Source organism: Pontibacter litorisediminis (genome assembly GCF_029360645.1).
Lineage (GTDB): Bacteria > Bacteroidota > Bacteroidia > Cytophagales > Hymenobacteraceae > Pontibacter > Pontibacter litorisediminis.
In genome coordinates, this window is record NZ_JARDUA010000002.1 from 189,374 (window position 1) to 209,362 (window position 19,989).

The window sequence follows — 19,989 nt, forward strand, 5'->3', positions numbered from 1 at the left end:
ATTTATGGAAATATCCTTAAAGCTCCGGTACCTGTACGCCCTGCTGCTCTGCCTGCTGGTGCCGCTTTATACGTTTGCCCGGCAGGATAACGGTAGCACAAAAACTAGGCCCAAGGTGCTGCTGATGGAAGTGAAGGCAGAGATTGACCCGCGCACCAACCGCTACGTGGAGCTGGCGCTGCAGGAGGCCACGGCCTTGGAGGTAGACCACGTGCTGCTGGAGCTGGATACTTACGGAGGAGCCCTGAATGATGCGGACGAGATTCGGACGCGCATTCTGGAGTACCCGAAGCCGGTGTATGTGTTCATTAACAAGGATGCGGCCTCGGCCGGTGCCCTTATCTCGTTGGCCTGCGACAGCATCTACATGGCGCCAGGTGCCAACATTGGGGCAGCCACGGTAGTGGGCGCCGACGGGCAGGCTGCCCCGGGCAAGTACCAGAGTTACATGCGCTCCATCATGCGCTCCACGGCAGAGGCAAACGGACGTAACCCACATATGGCCGAGGCCATGGTGGAAGCCAGCGTAGACAGCACCCTCTCGGCCGGGCAAGTGCTTAGCCTAACCACCTCGGAGGCCATAAAGTATGGTTTTTGCGATGGTGCGGCCCGCAATGTAGAGGAAGTGCTGGAGCAGCTGCACCTGCAAAATGCCGAGGTCATCCCTTACCAGCTGAGCACCGCCGACCGCATCGTTTCTTTTTTCCTGAACCCGTTCATCAGCGGCATACTGCTCCTGATCATCATAGGCGGCCTGTACTTTGAGCTGCAAACGCCTGGGGTGGGGTTTCCGCTGGCTGCCGCCATTGTAGCCGCCATCCTTTACCTGGTGCCTTACTACCTCAACGGGCTGGCCGAGAATTGGGAGATCCTGATGTTTGTGGCCGGTATTATACTTATCCTGCTGGAGGTATTCGTGATTCCGGGTTTTGGTGTGGCGGGCATTAGCGGCATTGCACTCACAGTGGTGTCGCTGGTGCTGGTGATGGTGAACAACCACATGTTCGACTTTACCTTTGTGCCTTCCGAAAACCTGATGCGGAGCCTGGTGTCGGTGGTGATGGGCATGGTGGGCGCCGCCGTGGTGATCGCCCTCACCTGGAACCGCCTGCTCAACAGCCGCTCCATGCGCCACGTGGTGCTGCAAAACACCTTCCACAGCCGGGAGGGGTATCGCTCCGCCAACAGTGCTGAACACCTCATAGGCAAAACAGGCGTGGCCCACACCCGCATGGCGCCATCAGGCCGTGTGATGATAGACGACAGCCTCTACGATGCCCAGGCCCGCGACGGCTTTATTGAAAAGGGCGACACCATACAGGTGATAGACCAGAGCACCTTCGCCCTGCGGGTGAAGAAGATCGAGCCGGTGGTTTGAAGCAGCTGTACGTTATACTTGTAGCCATAGCCATACTTGCCGGCTGCCAGCCGCAGGAGGAGGTTGTAAAAAGCCACGGCATTAAGGAGGTGCACCTGGTGCAGTTCAGGTACTCCTACCCTGCGGAAAACACGGAAGAAAATGTACCTGCAGGTGGTGACCCTCTGGAATTTACACCGCAATTGGTTGGCTATACTTCCCTAGAGCCAAAGAACGGCAAAATGGGAGTATGGTATGGTTTCCATTGTGATTCCATTTCTTACCATCCATACGGGCGAGCTGCTAGACCTGAGTTAGCTACCACTTTATCATACTTTGCCGAGCTGAAAGACGATCAGTTTTATTACCATGATTGGGAAAACCCAAATGAACCGGGACCATTGTACTGTGGCCCGAGCCTATTCTTTCAGGTAGTAAAGGAGGATGGGACAGTTTATACTGTTGGCTTCGTACCGCACAAGCTGCCGGAGGAACTCAGGGGCTTATATAGTGCAATGAACTATAACTTATGGAAGATGTCTAATGGCCAGCAGGTAACAGACGCTTCGGCAACTCAGGGAGATAAATTTCTTAAAGTTATACAGGATAAGTTCTACAAACCTGATACTATGCCTCCACCCAATCTCCCTCTCCCACCTCCACCAGTTAGGGCTACTGTAAAGTACACACCACCTGCTGCTGAGGGTTAAACGTTAATGCCCAACCAAGAGCATTTTCACACAAGCTGCCATCCTTTGCAACCATCTCCTCCAAATTTGGCTCATGCTACTAAAGAGACACCAGATGAAAGCTACTCTACTCCCCTTCTCCCTGCTGGCTAGTATACTTTTGTTAAGCTCCTGCTGCAAAGATAATGACAGCTTCACGAAAGCTGAAACAGTGGATGCCACCTTGGTATGGACCGGTGACTATGCCGTAGACGGCTGCGGGTTTATGCTGCAGATCGGCGACACCTACCACAAGCCTACCAATGAAGGAGATATTAGCATTTCATTTAAAGAGCACTCCCCTACGGAGGTAGAGGCCACTCTACTCGACTACCGTAAATTAGGCCGGTACTGCCAGGCTGGTGTTGAGATCAATACCGTTAAAATTATAGAGCTGCGGAGGAGGTAGCCGAATTTTACAATTTTCTGAAAGGCATGCAACCTTCTGGTGCTGAGCGGGCTCTACTAGGTATACCCCTTATGCCTGACCTATGAAGAAGTACCTGTACCTGAGCCTCTCGATTCTTTCAAACCTGCTCCTGTTCACCTCACGCACCACACAAGACAGAGACTAAGCTGCCCCTCCATCAGGATAGCACAGATTAGGAGCAGCTGCCAGTGGATAAATGGTAGCTCTTGTGTACCTTTGGGACTCATCCCAAACCTGATAACGTTATGGAAGTCCTTGGCATTATTCCGGCACGCTACGCCAGCACCCGTTTCCCCGGCAAACCCCTTGCTGATATCAAAGGCAAAAGCATGATTCAGCGGGTGTACGAGCAGGCACAGAAATCGAGCCTGGCCGAGGTGGTAGTGGCCACGGATGATCCGCGCATTTTGGAACACGTGGAGGCTTTCGGCGGCAAGGCCGTGCTGACAGGAACCCAGCACCAGAGCGGCACCGACCGCTGCTTTGAGGCCTACCAGCTCAACAACCAGCCCTACGAGTTTATCATCAACATTCAGGGCGATGAACCCTTTATCCACCCGGAGCAGATCGACCTGGTGGCACATTGCTTTGAGAAGCCGCAGACGCAGCTGGCAACGCTGGTGAAGAAGGTGGAGACGGCGGAGGAGCTGTTCAACGTGAATTCGCCGAAGGTCGTGATTAACCAGGCAAAAGAAGCGTTATACTTTAGCCGCCAGCCCATCCCCTACTGCCGCAACGTACCTAACGATATCTGGCACAAGCAACATACGTACTACAAGCACATTGGCATCTACGGCTACCGGGCAGACATTCTGGAGCAGATCACGCAGCTGCCGCCTTCTGCCCTGGAGCTTGCTGAGTCGCTGGAGCAGCTGCGCTGGCTGGAGCATGGCTTTAAGATAACCACCGCCATCACCCACCACGAAACTATCGGCATCGACACGCCGGAAGACCTGGAGCGGGCTACCCAGCACCTGTAGGCTTAGCAAATGATGCGGAACTACACGTTGATGCGCTTCGTGCGCCTGAATTTATACTTCTTCGCGATGTACTTTGTGCTGACCGCGATTTGGTACGGGCTTAACGGGCGTTTTTCGGAGACAGGCACTTCCCAGTTGCTGCAGGAAATAAGTATCAACGCTGCCGTTTTCTCTCTGCTCTTCACCCTAACCATGCTGCTCATGTACCGCCGCACGGAGGTCCGGGTTCCTGTGAAGCAGTTTACCTCCAAACAGCTGCAACTGCGCCTGGAGGAGATTGGCTACGTAAGGGCAAAAGATGAGAAGCAACCGGTACAGGTCTACAAACCTACCCCTCCCAAAGCCTCGGCCCTGGCGGGCAAGGTGTTTGTGCAGCAAACAGCCAACTTCTGGTTGCTGGAGGGGCCAAAGAAATACCTGGGGAAGTTAGGGAGTTAGAGAGTTCAAGATGTTAGAGCTACTGGTACATCCGTTCTTTTACTCTTTGACTCCCAAACTCTTTGACTCCCATCACCCTCCCGCCTTCTTGGCCTTATAGCCGGCAGCCTGCAGCACCTGCAGGGCCTTGTCGCGAAAGTCGCCCTGTATAAGGATCTCGCCGTCTTTGGCCGAGCCGCCAACGCCGCACTTGCTTTTGATCATCTTGCCCAACTCTTTCAGGTCATCCTCGGTGCCCACAAATCCGGTGATCAGGGTTACCTGTTTGCCGCCACGGGCTTTCTTGTCGAGCATCACCTTCAGGTTCTGCTGCTGGGGCGGAAGGGTTTCCTGCTCCTGCCCCTGCTCATACTCATAGTTAAAGTCCTGGTTGGTAGAGTAAACCACACCTTGGCGGCCTTTCTTGTTTTTATCTTGCATCGGTTTATACTTTATAACACAGAAGGATTTGTGCTTGCCGCACCCTTCCCAACGATTCCTTTATTTACGGCACCAACACCTTTAAAGACAATGGCAGCATTTTCACCTCAAATTCCCTGCTTTTGCCCAGGTACTCGCCATCGGCATGGTACATCATGTCCTCCTCCGCCTGCACGGTTACGTACTCTGTCTGGAAGTACTCGGCACTGTCGGCATTGGCCAACTGCTTAGTCAGCATGCAATAGCTCAGGTTCAGCGCTTTGATCAGGTCGAGGCGGCGCACCAGGCACACATCCAGCAGTCCATCCTGAATATCGGCATTTGGCGCGATGTAGGCGTTGTTGCCGTACTGTGCGGCGTTGGCAAAGGCCATCACAAAGCAGTCGGTATCCAGGGTGTTGCCGTTTATACTTGCTATCACGGGCAGATGCTTATAGGTGCGCACCTCCTTCATCACCAGCTCCACATAGGTCTGCAAACCGCGCTTCTTGTTGCCGGCAAACACAGAGCTGATGTAGGCGTCGAACCCAACGCCTGCTGTGGTGAAAAAAGGGTGCCCGTTTATCTCTCCACTGTCGATGGTGGTAATTTTTCCCTGGTTGATCACCCGCAGGGCTCCCTCTAAGCCCATGGGTATGTCCAGGTGGCGCGCCAGACCATTGCCAGACCCTTTTGGAAGTATGGCCAGTGCCGTTTCCGTATTCAGCAGCCCCCGCGCCACCTCATTCACAGTGCCGTCGCCGCCAACGGCCACGACCACCTCTACTTCCTGATTAGCGGCTTGGTGCGCCAACTCCGGGGCATGCCCGGCCCTCTCCGTAAACACAACATCGTGCTCATACTTGCTGTGGTCCAGGTGCTCCTGAATGCGGGCAGCCACGTCCACGCGGCTGCTGGTGCCGGACTTCGGGTTGATGATAAAACGGATCTTTGTTCTTTTGCGCATAGTATCGGCAGTGGCCTGAGAACAAAAATACCGCTTTCGGGGCGGAATAAAAAAAGCCTGATGCGGTAAGGCATCAGGCTTCGGGCAACTTGTCTGTACTTGCATACTGCTACTTCAGGTGCACCGTCAGCACTGGGGTGCTGGTGTGGTTCACCAGGTCCTCGGCTATACTTCCGCTTAGCAGGTGTGCCAGGCCGGTTCTGCCGTGGGTAGCCATCATGATCAGGTCGGCGCGAATGTCGTTGGCAAAGTGCAGGATGCCATCCTCCTCCATCACGTCGTTGTACACATTAATGGTATAGTTCTGCAGGCCATACTTTTGGGCAGTGTACTCCAGTTTCTGGCGTATGTTGTTGCTCGACTCAAAAGCACCCGGCGTGTTGATGTACACCAGGTGCAGACGCGCACCAAACAGCTGTTGAAACTCCTTAAAGCGGTCCATCGCGCCGCGTATCTCCCGCTTAAAGTCGGAAGCCAGCACGATCTCGTGCGGCTGAAAGTCTTGTATTCTGCTTTTCACCGTCAGCACCGGGCATTCGGCCGTGCGCACTACCTTTTCGGTGTTGGAGCCGATCAGGAACTCATCCAAGCCGCTCGACCCCTTCGAGCCCATCACCACCAGGTCCACATTATCCTCTTTGATCGTCCTTCTGATCTTGTTGATCGGGCGGTCCACATCCACCTCCTGCACCACCTCCACTCCTTCGTGCGGCACAGCATGCAGCAGCTCGCTCATCTGGGCTTTCGTGCTCTCCAGCAGGCGCAGCATGTATACCTGCTCCATGCCGTTAGAGCCAACCAGCACATCGCCGGTGGCACTGAAGTTAGGGCTGTAGTAAGGCGTTTCTACCACGTGCAGCAGTTTGATGGCAGCGCCTGTGCGGCGGGCAATGGAAATCGCTGCCTCGTAGGCATAACGGGCTTCCTCCGAAAAATCTGTGGGTACTAAAATCCTTCTCATGTTTTGTGCGGTTTAGATGGATGTTGTAAGACCTTAGGATACATGTTTCTCCGTGCTTCAGCAGTAACTTAATTAACTGATGCACAGCAACGGAGTCCTTTTACTGCCATAAAAGTATAGGATTTACCTTATATAACCGATGATCTTCGTCACTATATACTCTTTTGCCGCTCGAGGGGTTCAGAAGGCATAAAAAAAGGCTGCCCTTCTGCAGGACAGCCCTATTAAGCTTTACCAAGCGGTGAGGCTTAGCCAATGCGTGTGATCAGGTCAGCAGCACGGTTAGAGTAGCCCGCCTCGTTGTCGTACCAACCTACTACTTTCACCAGTGTTTCGTTGGCAGAAGTCATCTCGGCGTCGAAGATACAAGAGTGGGTGTTACCCACGATGTCGATAGAAACGATCGGATCCTCCGTGTACTCCAGAATGCCTTTCAGCTCGCCTTCGGCAGCTTTTTTCATGGCCGCGTTGATCTCCTCCTTCGTAGCAGGCTTCTTCAGAATCACGGTCAGGTCGGTCAGGGAGCCGTCCGGAATTGGAACACGCATGGCCACGCCATCCAGCTTTCCTTTCAGGTGAGGCAGCACCAGGCCAACAGCCTTGGCGGCACCCGTAGAAGTAGGCACGATAGAGTAAGCGGCAGCACGGGCACGGCGCAGGTCTTTATGCGGCGCGTCCTGCAGGTTCTGGTCAGCCGTGTAGGCGTGTACCGTAGTGATATATCCTTTCTCGATACCAAACGTGTCGTCCAGCACCTTCGCCATTGGCGCAAGGCAGTTGGTAGTACAAGAAGCGTTAGACACGATTCGCTCGTCACCTGTCAGCACGTCCTCGTTTACGCCCAGTACAACTGTCTTCACGTTGCCTTTGGCAGGAGCAGAGATAACAACCTTTTTGGCACCAGCCTCCAGGTGGCCACCGGCGCTCACGTCATCTACAAAACGGCCGGTAGACTCCAGCACTACATCTACACCCAGGTCGCCCCAAGGCAGGTTCTTCGGCTCACGCTCAGCCGTAATTTTGATTTCTCTGCCGTTTACGATGATGCCGCCTTCATAGGCCTCTACCGTACCGTTAAATCTGCCGTGCACGGAATCATACTTCAGCAGGTGTGCCAGCGTTTTAGTATCTGTCAGGTCGTTTATGGCAACTACCTCCACGTTCTCTTTCTGAAGCAGAGCCTTAAAAGTAAGTCTGCCGATTCGGCCGAAGCCGTTAATTGCAACTTTAATTTTAGACATGGTATCTAGTTATTGAGAGTTATAATAATGCTGCTAAGTTACGATATCGTATAGTGTAAAACCAATATTTTTTTCTATACTGACCCTTAACATCTTACGTATCACAAGCAAAAATATTTACCCTAAGTTTTTGCATATATAAAAACACCCGCTATATTTGCACCGTCAATCAACAAGAAAGACACGTTATAGTAAACATTTGGCCCGTTCGTCTAGGGGTTAGGACGCCAGATTTTCATTCTGGTAACAGGGGTTCGATTCCCCTACGGGCTACTAAGAGGGAAAAGTGATTTTCAGAATCGCTTTTCCCTCTTTCTTTTAGCGCCAAAAGCTACCGTATCAGTCGTTTCTCCTCCTGTTCGCCCTCATAGCTCTTGATTTTGAGCACTTGCCCTATCATTTCTCCACCTGCAGCAGAAGCACCGGGTAATCCTTTAGCTGATCTTTATGTAGTTCGTGCATGGCTCTATAGTTCAGGTTCTCGCAGGTAGGCGTACAAGCCAAGTTGTCAGCCGCTTCACCTCCAGCAGCACACCGGCTGGCCCTTGGGTATTGGTGCTGGTATGAATCCCCAAGTCAGTCTTGCCTTTGGTGTTCACGCCATACGTGCCATAAAACGTTCGTATCAGGAAATCGCGCAGGTGGTTTTAAGTATGTGCTTCGCTCCCGGACAGGCCAATGCTGCCCAGCAGAGTACTACGCACCATCTTTAACTATTCTGTATTAGCTTAAAATATGTTGTTTCAAAGGTACGCATTGTTCAACGCCTGTTTCGGCCACATCTTCCTGATGCTTTGCAGGTTAAAAACGGCATTTTTAGTATAGCCAGGACTTAAAATCATTTGAGGTTAGCCTCAGATTTAAGCATATCACTACAACTATACACCAATAATATATGTTACCTCTACTATTGTTTTAGTCCAAACAACCTCATTCCTTTGCTCCTGTGAAATCAATAGGTATACAGGTTGTCCAAAAGCTGAGCGTACTACTGGCAGTCTTGCTTTGTGGTGTGTTAGTTATAGCTGCGCCTGTTTCCCTGAAAGCTGCGCCTGCCTTGGAGGCAGCACAGCATGAAGTCGTAGACCTTGCTGCAGAAAACCAACTGGTACTTTTCACCGGAGAGACATCACCTGGCGAGCCCGAGGCCGTGATGCAGCTGGACAAGTCGCTCCTGACCCCAATCCTGCAGGTATTACTGCAAAGGCTTTACCCACTGGCTAGCAATACAGTGCCGGCACCGCACTCCTACCCTGCCTCCAAAGGAGATAGCGGTTTGCATACCATCCTTACCAAAGGTCCTTAGAGGCTCCTCTCTTCCTGCCCTTCTCCTTCCAGAGATGCAAAACGTCCTTTGCTCATTTGCATGGGTATGCCTGTTTCCTTTTTCCTTTTTTACCCGTAAAGGGTTATGCATATGGAGTTGTTACAGTATCTCCTGAACTTTATCCTGCACATTGATCAGCACCTCATCGTGCTGCTGCAGGAATACCAGACATGGATCTACCTGATTCTGTTCATCATCATTTTCTGTGAAACGGGCCTGGTGGTAACACCCCTTCTACCCGGTGATTCCCTCCTGTTCGCCCTGGGAGCCTTGGCCGCCATTCCCTCCTCAGGCCTGAATATTCTGCTGTTAGCGGGGCTACTTTGCACAGCGGCCATGCTGGGCGATTCTTTTAATTACCTGACAGGATGGAAGTTTGGCAGCAGGGTGTATAACAGAAACTATTGGTTCCTGCGGCAGAACTACCTGCACCAGGCGGAGCTGTTCTATGGCCGTTACGGTGGCCGCACCGTCATCTACGCCCGCTTCATACCCATTGTCCGCACCTTTGCGCCCTTTGTGGCAGGCATGGCCAGGATGAACTACAGGCGCTTTCTATACTTTAACATAGCCGGGGCGTTGCTTTGGGTGGTTTTCTTCATTCTGATCGGCTACCTGTTTGGCAACCTGCCAACCGTGAAGCAGAACTTCTCGCTCCTGGTGTTTGGCATCATTGGGATCTCTATGCTGCCGCCTGTCTTCACGCTGGTAAAGCAGCGGCTGAAACTACGCAGGCAGCTCTAAGCCATCAGTACAAGATAAAACTACCGCCATACAACCTCCAGGCGGCTACATGCTATTAATCTTTTCAAGTATGAGTCTTCAATCGAAAGGCAACGCAGTCACCACGGCAGGGGTCCTTATATCGCTGGGTATCATTTACGGCGACATTGGCACTTCCCCCCTGTACGTGATGAAAGCCATCATTGGGAATGTTCCGATTTCGGAAACCCTTGTTTACGGGGGAATCTCCTGCATTTTCTGGACCCTTACCCTCCAGACGACGCTTAAGTACGTGCTGCTCACACTGCAGGCCGACAACAACGGCGAAGGGGGTATTTTCTCCTTATACACGCTGATCCGGCGAAAAGCAAGTTGGTTGATAGTACCCGCCATGGTGGGAGGGGCAGCGTTGCTGGCGGACGGCATCATCACGCCGCCTATCTCCGTCTCCTCCGCCATAGAGGGCCTGCGCATCCTCTACCCGCATATTCCTACAGTGCCCATCGTGCTGGCTATACTTACCGGCCTGTTCCTGATGCAGAGCTTTGGCACGGAGATCGTAGGCAAGGCCTTCGGTCCGATCATGCTCCTGTGGTTTACGATGCTGGGGTCGCTAGGCGCTGTCTCTGTGCTGCATCACCCTGAGATTCTCCAGGCCCTGAACCCCTACTACGCCTACAGCTTGCTGGCACATTACCCGAACGGCTTCTGGCTGCTAGGCGCTGTCTTCCTTTGCACCACGGGGGCCGAGGCGCTGTACTCTGACCTAGGGCACTGCGGCAGGCCGAACATTCGCCTGAGCTGGGCTTTTGTGAAAACATCCCTACTGCTCAATTACCTGGGACAAGGAGCCTGGCTTATGACACAGGAAGGAAGCGTCCTGCGTGAGAACCCCTTCTATGGGCTCATGCCCGATTGGTTTCTGCTCATCGGGATCACGGTCGCCACCATTGCTGCCATTATAGCCAGCCAGGCACTGGTTTCCGGGGCTTTTACGCTCATTAGCGAGGCAATCCGGCTTAACCTGTGGCCTCGGGTAAAATTGGTGTACCCCACCAACCTGAAAGGGCAGCTGTATGTGCCGAGCGTAAACTGGCTGCTGTGGCTGGGTTGCGTGGGGGTGGTGCTGTACTTCCGGGAGTCAGAGCACATGGAGGCTGCCTATGGCTTGGCCATCACCATGGCCATGCTTTCCACCACAGTGCTGATGTCCTACTACCTGTACATCAAGGTCAGGTCAAAGATCGTGGTGTCTTTGTTCCTGTCTGTGTACCTGTCCATTGAGCTGGCATTTCTGGTGGCGAACCTGAGTAAGTTCCCGCACGGCGGCTGGGTATCCTTGCTCATTGGCGGCATCCTGTTGGCCGTTATGTACATCTGGCTAAACGCGTACCACATCAAACGCAGCCTTACTGAGTATGTGCGCCTAAGCGATTACCTGCCGGCGCTCAAGGAGCTCAGTTCCGATGAGACCATCCCCAAGTACACCACGCACCTGGTATTCATGACCAGTGCTTCCCGCTCCAGGGAAATTGAGGCGAAGATCATTTACTCCATTTTTCAGAAGCGTCCGAAGCGGGCGGACATTTACTGGTTTATTCATGTGGAAACCACAGACGAGCCTTATACTACAGCGTACAAAGTAACCCATATGGCCGAGGATGACGTAATTCGCATCGACTTCAAGCTTGGCTTCAGGGTGGAGCAGCGCATTAACCTCTTCTTCCGGAAAGTGGTGGAAGAGCTTGTGCAGAACGGGGAAGTGGACATCACCAGCCGCTACCAGTCCCTGAGCAGGCAGCACCTGATCGGGGACTTCCGGTTTGTGGTGCTGGAGAAGTTCCTCTCCTATGAAAATGACCTTCCCTTTAGGAAACGCAAGATCATGGAGTGGTACTTTGCCATAAAGCACTTCGCCACCTCTGAAAGCAAGTGGTTCGGGCTGGACACCAGCTCCGTAAAGGTGGAGAAAGTGCCCCTGGTGATCGTGCCGGCAAAGTTGCCGGAACTTGAGCGGGTGACGGCTTAAAACAATCTGATGATGGCGCTAACAAAAGAAATTTTGCAGGCGAAGCTCCCCCTTCGCAGGCTCATTCTGCCAATGCTGCAGGGCCTGAGCGTAATCCGCTATAAGCTCTACCAGAACTACAAGCCCGCGCATTTGCAGCCCCTACGACAGGCCGGCCCTTTCTGGCTGGGTATAGCGCCGCTGGTGCCCAACTTCGGCTATGCGCACCGCCCCCGCTACATCCCTGAGAAGCACCTGAGCTGGAAACAGAGCTTTCAGATGATCATGCTGTGGGAGGTTGCCTCCTGCACCATGGTATTATCCCGTTGGGAGTCCAGAATTTATACTTCTGAGCCTGCAACCTCCACAGAACATCCTTTACCAAGCAAACTACAGTAAGTTATCCGCAATATGAACCCATTCCTTAAGAACCTGACGCGCCGGAAAAGCGCTTCGGCACTACTGGCCGATTACCAGCCGGATGGCAGCGTCCATGGCAACAACCTGGTGCGCACCCTGCGCCTGAGGGACTTGGTTTCCTTTGGCATCGCCGCCATCATCGGGGCTGGCATTTTCAGCACCATCGGCAATGCCAGCGCGGCCGGAGGCCCGGGCGTTTCCCTGTTGTTTATTTTCACGGCCATCGCCTGTGGCTTCTCCGCCCTGTGCTACGCCCAGTTTGCCTCCACCATCCCCGTGTCCGGCAGCGCCTATACCTATGCCTATGCCTCCTTCGGGGAACTGGTGGCCTGGATCATCGGCTGGGACCTGCTCATGGAGTACGCCATCGGCAACATTGCCGTGGCCATTTCCTGGTCCGACTACTTTACCGCCGTGCTGCATGGTGTAGGACTGAGCCTACCCGAATACCTGACGATGGATTACCTGAGTGCCTCCCGCGGTTTCCAGACAGCGCAAGGGCTGCTCTCGCAGGGGCAGGCGCTAACTACGCTGCCGGGAAATGTGCAGGAAGCCTACCTGGCTTGGCAGCAAGCTCCCGCGCTGGGTGGGTTCAAACTTGTTGCCGACGTTCCGGCCCTAGGCATTACGGTGCTGATCACGTACCTGGTCTACATCGGCATTAAGGAGTCGAAGCGCACGGCCAACCTGCTGGTGCTGCTCAAGCTCCTGGTCATACTTCTGGTGATAACGGTTGGCGCTTTCTACGTGAGCACTGACAACTGGACGCCCTTCGCCCCGAATGGGCTGGCGGGAATCATGAAAGGCGTGTCGGCCGTCTTCTTTGCCTATATCGGGTTCGACGCCATCTCTACCACCGCCGAGGAGTGCGAGAACCCGCAGCGCGACCTGCCCCGCGCTATGATTTTTGCCCTGGTGATCTGTACGGTGCTGTATGTGGTGCTGGCGCTCGTTCTAACCGGCATGGTACCCTTTCAGGAACTGGCCGTAGGTGACCCTTTAGCCTATGTGTTCTCCAGAGTACACCTGGATGTCATCGCCGGGATCGTGGCCGTGAGCGCCATTGTGGCCATGGCCAGTGTGCTGTTGGTGTTCCAGTACGGGCAGCCGCGCATCTGGATGACCATGAGCCGCGACGGCCTGCTGCCCAGGGCCTTCTCCCGCATTCACCCCAAGCATAAAACCCCGTACTTCGCCACCATTGTGACGGGCGTTGTGGTGGCCGTGCCTGCCCTGTTCATGAACCTGACCGAGGTCACCGACCTGACAAGTATCGGCACCCTGTTCGCCTTTGTGCTGGTGTGCGGCGGCATCCTGCTGCTGGAGGAGAAACAGAAGGTTGTTACGGCCACGCATAAAGGTTTCCGGGTGCCTTACATCAATGGAAAGTATGTACTGCCGCTATTAGTGTTATCAGCGCTTGCCCTGCTGCTATGGTTCAATGCACCAGGAGTGGCTGCCTTCTTAAACCTAAGCGGCGGCTGGGAAAGCCTGCAGCACAAGCTGCCGCTGCTTGGCTTCCTGGCTGTAACGGCCGTTCTCATGCTACTCACCTTTTTGCGCAGCCTCTCGCTCATCCCAGTGCTGGGCCTGCTCACCAACCTGTACCTGATGACGGAGCTGGGCGTGACGAACTGGAGCAGGTTCCTGATATGGCTGGTTCTGGGGCTGGTTATTTACTTTACCTACGGCTACCGCAACAGCAAACTGCATAAACAATCAACAACTCCAGAGGCACAACCACCAGTAGCTTAAAGCCCCGGCACAACATCGTCCTCTGCCTTATCCTGCTATTGTGGGCTGGGTTACCATGCACCTCCTGCTACCCAAAGGCCAAGCAGCTAACCCTGCACACGGACAGCCTCTCTGTGAGCTAATCAACTGAACAGCTCACGGAGTGGCAGGTTTTCCCTGTCGCCCGGACCGGGACAGCTGCAATGCAGTGAGCCACCATCCCTGTTGATCCTGTTTTGCCGCCCCCTTTGTTTCCGGGTATCACCATAGCCAGATCAGCTCAACATCCCCGAATGTTCTACAGTTGCACCCCTGTAAAGGAATGGCTGCGGCAGTTTCGTTAGCTTTCAGGTTGTTCGTACGGCTAATGTTATAACTAAAATGTTGCTTCTACTCCTGTGATCACTTAGCTACGTTACGATTGATTAAGTCAAGGCGACGAACTTCTCCAGTTCCTCTTTTCTTAAGGGCTTATTGATAAAACTATGCACCCCAAACTGTTTCATTTTCTCCATATCAGTCGGGTGGTTTGAGGTGGTAAGTACAATAACAGAGATTTTTGACTTTACCCTGTCTCCCAAAGCATCAAAACATTCCATAAACTCTAGACCATCCATGATGGGCATGTTGATGTCCAGCAGAATTAACAGTGGAGCGTCCAGCACGCTTTCTTCTTCACCTGTACCATAACGTTTGTGTACTATTTCAAGCGCCTCTTTCCCATTATATGCTATTAGGGTCTCATCAGTTAATCCACTCTTCTTTATAATTAAGGCATTGACGTAATTAGTCGTTTCGTCATCATCCACCAGCAGTATGCAGGGAATTTTACTCATATTAACTTTAGAATATAGATAGTTTCTCATGGGAGCAGAGCCTAAGGCGCCACGTGCTCCTTTCTTTGTGATTAATCAACCGAAATGTTGCCCTCATTATCATGCAGTCTCAGCCAATCACCAACTTCCTTGCTGGTGCTAAAAAAGAGGTACTCCATATTAGCATGCTTCTTAGAGCCCAGGTGTTGCCCTATTCTATCTCCAAAGCTGCTCGGCTTTGCTATATGAATAAAGCGTACCACCCCTAGCCGCCTCATTCTGACAAGCCACACCTTAGAGAACCAATCAATGGACTCGTCCCACACGGATATGATGTAAGTGCAGTCATTCAGGATAGTATCGAAGGAGACTTCATTATTAAAAGACTCAACCCACAAAGCCACTTCTTCAATTTGGTGTTTTGTGGTATAGCCATACCACTCCATCACAATGGCACGCTGTGCTGCGTGCAGGATTACTTTACTGTAAGTTTTCCCGAACTCGTTTACAAAAGTCTTCTCCAAATGTATGGGCAGACCAGTAGGCATTTGATTTAAATTTTCGATGTTGTTTTTATACTGAAAGCTTTAATGAAACACGACTGCAGCATATAGTTAAACAATGAAACAGAGAAAACCACCCGCAACAGCTGAATGGATTGGCTGCGGCATTCCCCTAGTCAGGGTAGACCATCTGTTGTTGGCACCGACGTAAGGTGCAGCCATACTATTTACAAAGATAGTCCAACCCAAACCTGGATCGGCAAGAGGAACAGCCAAAGACGTGTCAAAAGAAGCGCCATTGCTTTGTCGTAAAAAATACGACCAAGCAATGGCGATGGTAAGGTAGTCTTACAGAAGGGAGGGCACAGGAAAGTGCCACAGAAGTTGGCTATGCAAGTTTGTTGTGAATGCAGTAGCGAATTAGATCTGTGTTAGACGAGAAATTCATCTTCTCGTTTATGCGGTTTCGATACGTATTTACCGTACTGAGCGTTAAACTTAAGTCCTCCGAAATAGATTTCGATGATTCACCTTCGGCTATCTTGCACATGATTTGAAATTCCCTGTCGGAAAGGGCTTCATGGGAGCCTATCCCCTTTCTGTCGCTCACTAACGTATCTGCCAGCAGCTCCGCCAGCGATGCGGTAATGTACTTTCCTCCACTCCATACTTTCCTGATAGCCATTACCAGTTCCTCTGCAGCGCTCTCTTTGCAGATATAGCCGGAGGCGCCTGCTTTCAGTGACCTTAGGGCATATGTTTTTTCAGGATACATACTCAGGATTAGCACAGGCAACTGAGGGAACATCCGCTTAAGGTCAAGCAGCACATCCAGACCGCTCTTAACAGGCATGTTAATGTCTAACACCACAAAATTCGCCTCGCTCTTTTTCAGCTTTTTCATCACTTCAGCCCCATTCGTGGCTTCGGCAACCACCGTTATATCGGGTTCGTTTTTCAGAACTTTTTTAAGTCCTTCCCGAATCAGAACATAATCGTCAGCGATCAATAAGTTAATCATCCTAACAGGTAAGTTGTTTATGTATAATCTCTATTCAATCAGCCGAAAGGCACTTCCAGCATCACACGTGTTCCCCGGTCTGGACCGGATTCTATGGCCAGTCTGGCGCCGATTCTTTCAGCCCTCTCCTGCATGCCCAGAAGCCCAAAAGTTCTAGCTTTGGATAGGCTGTCATGCTGCAGACCTCTGCCATCATCCTCAATGGTAAAGCAGAAGTGGTTAGCCGTCTTTTCTATCTTGATACTCGCTTTAGAAGCACCCGAGTGGCGTGCAATATTGGTCATGGACTCCTGTACGATCCGGAAGACCTCAATGGATTTCTCTTTCCCCAGCCCAATATAATCAAGGTCAGAGAGCACCTCCATTTGGATGGGGCTTCGCTTCTGGAAATCCTGTACCTGCGATTCAATTTCGGAAAGCAAACCAAAGTTATCGAGTATGGCAGGTCGTAGGGTTGCCACGATACCACGCACCGAAGCGATCGAGCTGTTAATGGTCTTCATCATGGACTGCAGCTCCGCCTGCAGTAAGCCCTGCTCCAATTTTCCTTCGCCAAGGGTTTTAAGCAGCAATGTTACATCAATTTTCAATGCTGTAAAAGCCTGCCCTAGCTCATCGTGCAGTTCTCGCGAGATATACTTCCGCTCCTCCTCCCGCATTACCTGCAAGTGGCGGGTAAGTGCCTGCAGCTGTTCATGCGATTTAGCAAGCGACTCCCCTGTCCTTTTCCCTTCCGCAATGTGCTCTTTGAGCAGCTCGTTGGTTTTTTGCAAAGCAGCGGTTCGCTTTTCCACACGTTCCTCCAGATCGCGGTTGTTTGCTTCCAAGGTTTTGCGGGCACTCACCTGCTCCGTCACATCCGTCACCAGGGTATAAAAGCCATGCACACCACCACCTCTCACATCCGGTATGTAGCAGACATGAATATGCTTCACGAAGTCTTCACGGTAAGGCATGGTGGCTTCAAACTCTAGCATCTCTCCGGCCAATCCCCGCGCTATGTATGCCTTTACATTCTGATAAGCGGCTTCTCCCACCACTTCCCGGATAGTTTTCCCCAGTATCTCACTTGAGCTCATGTGAAACCACTCCTCATAGGCCTTATTAGCGAACCGATACCGCTCCTCTTTGTCCAGGTAGCCGATCAGAACAGGCAGCGCGTTGGTGATCAGTTTCAACTGTTGCTCACTTGCCTCCACAGCAATTCGTGCTTTTACCTGCTCTGTTACTTCCAGAGCAAATACCACCACCCCATCCACCTGTTTCTTGTTGTTGTAGCGAGCCTGCTGTATAAAGCGGAAGTACCTGTTCTCCATTACGCCGTCCTGAGGCCGTACAAACGGTATGAGCAGTTCCGCTTCTTCATGTGTAATGCCTGTTTCGTAAACTTTTTGAAAGCTCCGATAAGCAGGGTTATGCTCTATCTCAGGCAGTACTTCCAGGATTGATCTTCCTAATAGCTTTCGCCCGGGGAAAAGCTGCTCGTATACTGGGTTAACCAAAGTATAGACCAGATCCGGCCCATCCAGAATACAGATGGCTGCAGGTGCCTGCATGAAAAGTCCCTCGAGTCGCTTTCTCTGACTTTCTGCTTCTGCTTCGGCCTGCTGCAGCTCGAAAGTTCTCAACCTCACCCTGTCTTCGAGCTCACGATTCAGCTCCAGCAGCGATTCCGTCTTCTTTTCTAACTCCTGTTTGGTATTGATGAATTCGGTGACGTCCAAGGCAAAGATCAGAATGCCATCTACCTCCCCCCGTGTATTGAAAATAGCCTGGTTAATGAAATTCCAGTAAATGTTTTCCACTGGCTGCCCGTCGTAACGTGCTACCGGAACCAGAACCTCTTTTCCTTCGAAAGTCTCTCCCGTGTTGAAGACATTCCGGATTACAGCAGCCATTGGCTGGTCCTCTAACTCTGGAAGCGCCTCGAATAGTGGCAACCCCACCAGTTTCCGTCCCGGGAACAACTGCTGATAACTCTCATTTATCTCTTTGTATACCAAATCAGGACCTTCCAAGATGGCCAGGGCAGCCGGGGCCTGCTCAAACAATCGTTCCAGTCGGACACGCTGTTGGGCACCGAACGCGGTAGCCTGTTCCTCCCTCTTAAGACTTTCCGCTAACCTGCGTTTCGTGATTGCTTCTTCTGTTACATTGATAGTTTCATGCAATATATAGGCAACTTCACCCAGCTCATCACAAATGGGAATATTGGTTACGTTCCAGTAACGTTCCAGGAATTTGCCGGGATGCTGAGGGTCTGCGATATCGTACTGCTGAATGTCTAGCCGGTGGGGCTTTCCTGTCCTCAGCACCTCCTCCAGGGAGGCTCTCAGGCTGGAAGTTGCGGAAGCTTGTGGAGAGTCGGGGTTATCGGGAAAGGCATCGAACAGATGCTTACCGATAATGTCTTCCCGGGCCTTGAAAGTCTCCTTTAGGAGCTCGTCCGTAGCTGCTTCAATCACAAACTGAGGAGAAAGAAGTAAACTGGAACTACTTTGGGATTGAAAAACTTTGTGAAAAGAGGACAAACTCTTGCCCGCCCCATTTTCTGGTGAAGAAAGTAAAACACCGGACGCTATACTTGCTCTGTCAGGCAGATTATCATGCAACACATTATTCATAGATTATCAGATCATAGCTTTGCTCAGGTCCTACTCGGGAGTTGAGAAAAGCTGTTCGTACTCGTACAAGTTGATAAGAGAGATAGGTATCTATGTCCGGCTTATGAAGAAGCACCCTGCCAGTAAAATCCATCTAGAGAAAGAAGGCGTTCGCGTTGGTGCAGGAGAAAATTACTTCCTGCGAAGAGTTTGGCAAAGGCGTGGAGCATAGGCTTTTCGTTTGGCGAGTTTTACTAGGGCAAAACCCCGGGACAACACATTGATTCAAAACCGATTTTGGCTGGTTTCCTGACAAAGGAAATACGGCAGCGAAGTCTATCAACAAGATGTCTTTCAAAAAAGTGCCTTTAAATTAATTAAAACCACTTTTAGGGCAAACCTAACCAGGCTTAGGCTTAATACAATGTAATGCCTGCTCATAACTTTCGAGCTCAGGTACAGCAGACAAAGAGCAAGTTTCTCATTCGCCCAGGAGCCCCCTGCTCCAGAAAAAGCAGTAAAAGTCAGCCACCAAGTCAGGAAATACTTTCTGTTTGAAACACGCCCGACGCTTATGAAGATGAGAGGGTAAATAAAGCACTAATACACCTTTGCCAGTCTACTCTCCTTGCCGTGCTTGACTCACTTTATGTACTGCAGAATGGAAGTAACGATCAGGAAGGCGACATGATATATGTGAAAATAAAAACCTTTTCAGACACCGTAGCCGGCTCCATCTGCGGTCTATAAGAAGAGTTTATAAGTAGAGAAGTATAGCGGGATGGAGGACAGCAGCGATGGTACCTGTATGGCGCCTCCAGCGTCTCCAACTTGTGGAGCGGTATATAAACGAAGAAGTACGCTATGGTGAGGAACGCCAGCAGCGTTGTAAGCAACTTCAGCAGAAAATTCACCCGCGTCCTTTCAACCAGATAAGTATAGTTGAACTTGTAGAACTGCAGCAGGTGCTGCCTCGCTTGGCAAGGCTCCACGGAATGAATAACACCATGATAAGAGCTTAAATACCGCGCTTTATACGTTCCTCCCATGGCTGAACCCACACAGTTTCATATAAGGCATCTTATGATTAATATAATCAAGGGCGAGAGGGAAAATGTAGTATAACTAAAAATTACTTCATTAAAGTGAAGGTGCCTTTGTGGGTCTTGGTTTCGGTCTTGATCAGGTAGTGGTATATACCGCCAGTAGCTTCTTTTCCATTTGTTTGCTGCCTTACCGGTTGCATGACAATTGGAGCTAGCCATTTATAAGACACCCTCAGTTTGAAACCGTAAATGGCCCCTGCAACATAAAATCACAGGGGCCATTTACGG

General features: G+C 51.6%; 19 protein-coding genes and 1 tRNA gene. 11 read left to right on the forward strand and 9 right to left on the reverse strand.

The window, feature by feature from the left end:
• Positions 1–4: 4 nt before the first annotated feature.
• The 5 genes from PXG97_RS07070 (at position 5) to PXG97_RS07090 (ending at position 3,933) form a co-directional block, all read left to right on the forward strand.
• Positions 5–1,378 (forward strand): NfeD family protein, encoded by a 1,374-nt coding sequence (locus PXG97_RS07070; RefSeq protein ID WP_276497047.1) that lies wholly within the window; start codon positions 5–7, stop codon positions 1,376–1,378.
• Positions 1,375–2,067 carry a hypothetical protein gene (locus PXG97_RS07075; RefSeq protein WP_276497048.1) on the forward strand — a complete coding sequence of 231 codons (693 nt, stop codon included), beginning with the start codon at positions 1,375–1,377 and terminating at the stop codon, positions 2,065–2,067. The genes PXG97_RS07070 and PXG97_RS07075 overlap by 4 nt, the downstream gene beginning before the upstream one ends.
• Before the next feature lie 94 nt (positions 2,068–2,161).
• The gene (locus PXG97_RS07080; protein WP_276497049.1) at positions 2,162–2,494 is read left to right on the forward strand and encodes a hypothetical protein; all 333 of its coding nucleotides are present in this window, start codon (positions 2,162–2,164) and stop codon (positions 2,492–2,494) included.
• Positions 2,495–2,760: 266 nt separating this feature from the next.
• Positions 2,761–3,495, forward strand: a complete 735-nt coding sequence (kdsB, locus tag PXG97_RS07085) for a 3-deoxy-manno-octulosonate cytidylyltransferase (protein ID WP_276497050.1) — start codon at positions 2,761–2,763, stop codon at positions 3,493–3,495.
• 9 nt (positions 3,496–3,504) lie between these two features.
• Positions 3,505–3,933: a hypothetical protein gene (locus PXG97_RS07090; RefSeq protein ID WP_276497051.1), complete on the forward strand. Its 429-nt coding sequence runs from the start codon at positions 3,505–3,507 to the stop codon at positions 3,931–3,933.
• 72 nt (positions 3,934–4,005) lie between these two features.
• On the opposite strand, the gene PXG97_RS07095 is transcribed toward PXG97_RS07090, so the two are convergent.
• From PXG97_RS07095 to gap, 4 genes are all read right to left on the reverse strand, one after another.
• Positions 4,006–4,353, reverse strand: a complete 348-nt coding sequence (locus PXG97_RS07095) for a translation initiation factor (protein WP_276497052.1) — start codon at positions 4,351–4,353, stop codon at positions 4,006–4,008.
• A gap of 64 nt (positions 4,354–4,417) precedes the next feature.
• Positions 4,418–5,299 carry a diacylglycerol/lipid kinase family protein gene (locus tag PXG97_RS07100; protein WP_276497053.1) on the reverse strand — a complete coding sequence of 294 codons (882 nt, stop codon included), beginning with the start codon at positions 5,297–5,299 and terminating at the stop codon, positions 4,418–4,420.
• Between the two features lie 109 nt (positions 5,300–5,408).
• Positions 5,409–6,260 carry a universal stress protein gene (locus PXG97_RS07105; protein ID WP_276497054.1) on the reverse strand — a complete coding sequence of 284 codons (852 nt, stop codon included), beginning with the start codon at positions 6,258–6,260 and terminating at the stop codon, positions 5,409–5,411.
• Positions 6,261–6,508: 248 nt separating this feature from the next.
• Complete coding sequence (gene gap / locus PXG97_RS07110) at positions 6,509–7,501, reverse strand: type I glyceraldehyde-3-phosphate dehydrogenase (protein ID WP_276497055.1); 993 nt, start codon at positions 7,499–7,501, stop codon at positions 6,509–6,511.
• Positions 7,502–7,702: 201 nt separating this feature from the next.
• On the opposite strand from gap, the gene PXG97_RS07115 reads away from it, so the two are divergent.
• A tRNA-Glu gene (locus PXG97_RS07115) sits at positions 7,703–7,774 on the forward strand.
• 200 nt (positions 7,775–7,974) lie between these two features.
• Here the strand turns inward: PXG97_RS07115 and PXG97_RS21485 are convergent.
• Positions 7,975–8,142, reverse strand: coding sequence for a DUF7149 domain-containing protein (locus PXG97_RS21485; protein ID WP_420851759.1), 168 nt, complete (start codon positions 8,140–8,142; stop codon positions 7,975–7,977).
• 371 nt (positions 8,143–8,513) lie between these two features.
• On the opposite strand from PXG97_RS21485, the gene PXG97_RS07120 reads away from it, so the two are divergent.
• The 5 genes from PXG97_RS07120 (at position 8,514) to PXG97_RS07140 (ending at position 13,734) form a co-directional block, all read left to right on the forward strand.
• A complete protein-coding gene (locus tag PXG97_RS07120) occupies positions 8,514–8,807 on the forward strand; it encodes a hypothetical protein (RefSeq protein WP_276497056.1) in 294 nt (97 codons plus the stop codon).
• Between the two features lie 111 nt (positions 8,808–8,918).
• Positions 8,919–9,572 carry a DedA family protein gene (locus PXG97_RS07125; protein WP_276497057.1) on the forward strand — a complete coding sequence of 218 codons (654 nt, stop codon included), beginning with the start codon at positions 8,919–8,921 and terminating at the stop codon, positions 9,570–9,572.
• Between the two features lie 70 nt (positions 9,573–9,642).
• Positions 9,643–11,580 (forward strand): KUP/HAK/KT family potassium transporter, encoded by a 1,938-nt coding sequence (locus PXG97_RS07130; protein ID WP_276497058.1) that lies wholly within the window; start codon positions 9,643–9,645, stop codon positions 11,578–11,580.
• A 9-nt stretch (positions 11,581–11,589) separates the two neighbouring features.
• Complete coding sequence (locus PXG97_RS07135; RefSeq protein WP_276497059.1) at positions 11,590–11,958, forward strand: hypothetical protein; 369 nt, start codon at positions 11,590–11,592, stop codon at positions 11,956–11,958.
• A gap of 12 nt (positions 11,959–11,970) precedes the next feature.
• Positions 11,971–13,734 (forward strand): amino acid permease, encoded by a 1,764-nt coding sequence (locus PXG97_RS07140; RefSeq protein ID WP_276497060.1) that lies wholly within the window; start codon positions 11,971–11,973, stop codon positions 13,732–13,734.
• 404 nt (positions 13,735–14,138) lie between these two features.
• On the opposite strand, the gene PXG97_RS07145 is transcribed toward PXG97_RS07140, so the two are convergent.
• The 4 genes from PXG97_RS07145 to PXG97_RS07160 all read right to left on the reverse strand — a co-directional run bounded on the left by PXG97_RS07145 (position 14,139) and on the right by PXG97_RS07160 (position 18,517).
• Positions 14,139–14,579 (reverse strand): response regulator, encoded by a 441-nt coding sequence (locus tag PXG97_RS07145; protein ID WP_276497061.1) that lies wholly within the window; start codon positions 14,577–14,579, stop codon positions 14,139–14,141.
• Positions 14,580–14,620: 41 nt separating this feature from the next.
• Entirely contained in the window at positions 14,621–15,052 is a 432-nt protein-coding gene (locus tag PXG97_RS07150; protein WP_276497062.1) for a hypothetical protein, read from the reverse strand.
• A 367-nt stretch (positions 15,053–15,419) separates the two neighbouring features.
• Positions 15,420–16,052, reverse strand: a complete 633-nt coding sequence (locus tag PXG97_RS07155) for a response regulator (protein ID WP_276497063.1) — start codon at positions 16,050–16,052, stop codon at positions 15,420–15,422.
• 38 nt (positions 16,053–16,090) lie between these two features.
• Positions 16,091–18,517: a sensor histidine kinase gene (locus PXG97_RS07160; protein WP_338088601.1), complete on the reverse strand. Its 2,427-nt coding sequence runs from the start codon at positions 18,515–18,517 to the stop codon at positions 16,091–16,093.
• Between the last annotated feature and the right edge of the window lie 1,472 nt (positions 18,518–19,989).